The 4,103-nt window shown below is 67.1% G+C and carries 3 protein-coding genes; all 3 read right to left on the reverse strand.

Annotation, left to right across the window (positions count from 1 at the left end; all coding sequences use genetic code 11):
* Positions 1 to 191 precede the first annotated feature (191 nt).
* Positions 192 to 1,547: an ABC transporter substrate-binding protein gene (locus ABD357_RS25655; protein WP_344393271.1), complete on the reverse strand. Its 1,356-nt coding sequence runs from the start codon at positions 1,545 to 1,547 to the stop codon at positions 192 to 194.
* An 86-nt stretch (positions 1,548 to 1,633) separates the two neighbouring features.
* The gene (locus ABD357_RS25660; RefSeq protein WP_344393272.1) at positions 1,634 to 2,395 is read right to left on the reverse strand and encodes a DeoR/GlpR family DNA-binding transcription regulator; all 762 of its coding nucleotides are present in this window, start codon (positions 2,393 to 2,395) and stop codon (positions 1,634 to 1,636) included.
* 543 nt (positions 2,396 to 2,938) lie between these two features.
* Positions 2,939 to 3,394 (reverse strand): hypothetical protein, encoded by a 456-nt coding sequence (locus tag ABD357_RS25665; protein ID WP_344393274.1) that lies wholly within the window; start codon positions 3,392 to 3,394, stop codon positions 2,939 to 2,941.
* Between the last annotated feature and the right edge of the window lie 709 nt (positions 3,395 to 4,103).

Consider the following 4,103-nt stretch of genomic DNA (forward strand, 5'->3'; position numbering starts at 1 on the left):
AGCAGCGGGATGCGGCGCCGCCACTTGCCCACGCCGGTGGGCTTGCGGGTACGCACGGGTGGCGGTGCGGTCTTGGGTGCAGCGGTGAGCGTGGTCATGGGAGGTTCCTCTGCCGGTGACGGCCGGGGTGCGGGAGTGGTGCCCGGCCGGGGGGAGGGCCGGCCGGGCGGTTGGTGCGGGTCACTGGTGGGTCACTGGTAGTTCTTCGCGACGTCCTCGGCGAGCTTCTGGCCGTCGTTCAGCGCCTTGTCCACGCTGGTCTTTCCGGCGATGGCGGCAGAGATCTCCTGGGTCACCTTCGTGCCCAGGTCCTGGAACTCGGGGACGGCCACGAACTGGATCCCGACCGTGGGCCGGGGCTGGACGCCCGGGTTGGCCGGATCGGCCTGCTCGATGGACTTCAGGGTGATGTCACCGAACGACGCGGCGGCCTTCTGGTACTCGGGGATCTCGTACGTGCTGGCCCGCTTGCCTGCCGGGACGCGCGCCCAGCCGAGCTTCTCGCCGACCAGCTTCTCGTACTCCTTGCTGGACGCCCACAGCATGAACTTCGAGGCGGCGTCGGCCTTGTTCGTGGTCTTGGGCATGGCCCAGGCCCAACTCCACAGCCAGCCGCTGCTCTTGGTCTCGACGGTCGGGGCGTACGCGTAACCGACCTTGCCGGCCACCTTGCTGGACTTGGGGTCCTCCAACGACCCGGCCGCACTGGTCGCGTCGTACCACATCGCAACCTTCTTCTGGCTCATCGCGTTCAGGCACTCGGTGAACCCGGCCTGCGACGCGCCCGCCTCCCCGTGCTTGCGCACCAGGTCGACGTAGAACTTCGTCGCCTTCTTGAACGCCGGGCTGTTGACCTGCGCCTTCCAGTCCTCGGTGAACCAGGTGCCGCCGAAGGTGTTGACCACGGTCGTCAGGGACGCTCCGAGTTCGCCCCAGCCGGCCAGGCCGCGCAGGCAGATGCCCTTCATGCCGGGCTCGGCGCCGTCGACCTTGGCCGCGATGTCGGCGATCTGCTGCCAGGTCGGCCGCTCGGGCACCGTGATGCCCTTCGCCTTCATGACGTCCTTGTTGTACATGAGCATGGAGGACTCGCCGTAGAACGGCAGGGCGTAGAGCTTGCCGTCGGAGCCGGACAACGACGTGACCATCGGCTTGAGCAGGTCGGCCTTGTCGAAGCCCTTGGTCGTGTCGATGTAGCCGGTCAGGTCGCTCAGCCAGCCGTTCTTGTGCCAGATGGGCACCTCGTAGGCGCCGATGGTGGCGACGTCGTACTGGCCGGCCTGGGTGGCGACGTCCTGGGTGACCTTGTCGCGCAGCTCGTTCTCGGGAAGGATCGTGAAGTTCACCTTGATCCCGGTGTCCTTGGTGAAGGTGTCCTTCGTGAGCTTCGCGATGTCCTCCATCTGCGGATTGCCGACCATCAGCACGTTGATGCTTTTGCCGCCACCGCCGGAGTTCGAGGAGCCGCCCGCCCCGCTGCAGGCGACCAGCAGCGAACCCGCGGCCGTGGCCGTGACGAGGACATGGGTCATTCTTCGTGTGCGCATGACTGACTCCAGGGGATGTTTCGAGGGCGTGGGGAACCAGGCCCCCGGACTTGCGGGGGTTGTGGGACAGGGAGTTGAACCGCGGATCAGGCCCGGATGACCTCGGGGCCCAGCAGTGAGTAGCGGTGTGCTTCGGAGGCGGGCAGCCCGGCGTCGGTGACGATCGCCTCGAACTCTGTGATGTCCGCGAAGCGGCAGAAGCTCGCGGCACCGAACTTCGTATGGACCCCGGAGAAGACCCGGCGCCTGGCGGCCCTGAGGACCTGGGCCTTGACCTCGCTGACCGCGGGGTCGGGGGTGGTGAGTCCGTACTCGCGGGAGATGCCGTTCGCGCCGACGTACGCCAGGTCGATGACGAAGGCGGACAGCATGCGGGTCGCCCAGTGGTCGACCGTGGCCAGCGTTCCGCCGCGCACCCGGCCGCCGAGCAGCAGCACGGTGATGTTCTCGGCGGAAGCCAGGGCACCTGCGGTGGCCAGCGAGGAGGTGACCACGGTCAGTGGCCGGTCGCGGGGGAGTGCGGCGGCGATGAGCTGCGGGGTGTAGCCCTCGTCGATGTAGATGGTCTCGGCGTCCCCGAGCAGTTCGGCCGCGGCAGCCGCGATCCGGGACTTCTCGGGGACGTGCATGGTGGTACGGAAGGCGAGCGTGGTCTCGAAGCCGGCGCTCTCCACGGGATGGGCACCGCCGTGGGTACGCCGGACCAGCCCGTGATTCTCCAGTAGATTCAGATCGCGCCTCACGGTCTCCTCTGAAACCCCGAGGTCGACTGCGAGCTTTCCGACGGCCACGGATCCGGAACGGCGTGCCGTTTCCAGGATCCCGCGTCTTCGTTCATCGGCGTCCACGGCGACACCTCCGTTTCACGGTTCTGCGCGCTGTGCCCGCGTCGGATGCTTCCCGGAGCCCGGCCCGTTGGGGCTTCGGTGGCCAAATTTCTACAGGGCGATTGCCCGTACTGACCAGGTTCGTCGTAGAGCATTTGATGACCGAATATGCCCGTTTTTCGGAGTGCAGGCCCCTGGTGATGCGGTGGAGAGCTCAGCAGCGCGGGAGGCTGCTGACCGCTCGCCGACTGCCATGTGTCCGTTCGATGCCCGTTCTTCCGACTGGATCCGGACAGTCGACCGGGATCCGGCGCAGAAATCCAGCCGCCTGCGGGGTCGGCTCCGCTGTTCTTCGGGCGGTGTCCGGCACCTGACTTGGTGGCCACGGCAAGAACGGTGCCTGGAGGTGGGCCGGGGAGGCGGCCGCCGACTGCCTTCGCTGGGGGCGAGTTGACTCCTGCCTGGTGCATCCCGCTTTGCGAAGATTTCGCTATCGCATGGATCTGGCAATCTTTCGAGCACTCGGCTAGCCGGAGAATGCCGGCTAGCCCGTTGACCTTGAGGTCAAGACTCGGTGGTGTCCACGATGAAGCGGCGACTGAGACTGATCTCGCTCCAGAGCAGGCCCAGGTCGGTGGTCACCGTCAGCTCGTACTCCCCCTCCCGCAACGCCCCCAGATCGATCACCCGGTGGTTTCCGACCCACAGGGTGGGAACGATCTCGCCGTTCAGCCTGGCCTCGACATTGCGCAGCGCCTCACTGTTCAGCGCCGCGTCGTCGCCGCTGCCGTCCGTGTCTACGGTGTCCACCGTGAGCGTGGCCTTGGAAAGCGCGGCGGCGTTCAGTACGCCGTTGCTGGGGATGCCGCGTATCCGGAGCTCCGGCTGGTTCACCGCGTTGGACACCGCGATGCCGCCGATCGTCAGGGCGGTGGCGACAGCGGCAACCAGGAGTGCGATGAGCATCCTGCGCAGGGACCGGGCTCGCACAGGGTCCGGTGTCTTCAGGGCCAGCCGCATCGACACGTCCTTCGAAGAGTTGCTGCTGTGGGTCGTCGGTTCCGCCTCTTCATCCCGCCGTGGCCTTTGCTTCGGCCTCCTGCACTGGCTTGAGGACGGACGGGCCCGAGGACACGGACTCGGACTCGCGGGTGTCCGGCGACGCTGATGGTGCCACCTCAATCGTCACGGAATCCAGTTCGCCCTCGCACGCGTCACGGTCTCGTAAGTGGATTCGGCAGGCCGAGGGTGATGCTCGGGCACTCCTCGTACAAGCTCACCGCCGACACGTACACCAGCGTCCTGCCGCAGCTCGAACTCGAGGCCGCTGACGCACCCGTGGCACTCGTCCCGCGCAAGGCGGCACAGGCAAGGGGACGAGGCCGACGGCGAGCAGCCGCAGAGGCCTCAGGCGGTCCCCGCAGCCGAGGATGCGGCTGCGGAGCCTCCCAACAGCTCGTCTTGAAAGGACAGTTGTCGCAGATCACCGACAGGCCGGGGCCGTCGAGGTCGCGCGGCATGGCCTCGGGTTCCGGGCTGTCGAGGACGTCCTCGGCCCAGGCGAGCGCCTGTTTCGTGACGTCTTCGTCGTACGCCTGCTGGTGGACGATGACCTGCCCGTACTCGCGTCTGTCCCTCCCCTCGTAGCGTGGAGTCCGTGATTGCAGGGGAAGTTGAGGTTCATGGGAACTGAGAAGCGGACGTTTGACGCCGAGTTCCGTGAGGGTGC

Source organism: Streptomyces vastus (assembly GCF_039532825.1).
GTDB classification, from domain to species: domain Bacteria; phylum Actinomycetota; class Actinomycetes; order Streptomycetales; family Streptomycetaceae; genus Streptomyces; species Streptomyces vastus.

Bases quoted from the DNA above. Each gene is read 5' to 3' on its own strand.
- ABD357_RS25655 (WP_344393271.1), bottom strand. From the start codon at position 1,547: ATGCGCACACGAAGAATGACCCATGTCCTCGTCACGGCCACGGCCGCG.
- ABD357_RS25665 (WP_344393274.1), bottom strand. From the start codon at position 3,394: ATGCGGCTGGCCCTGAAGACACCGGACCCTGTGCGAGCCCGGTCCCTG.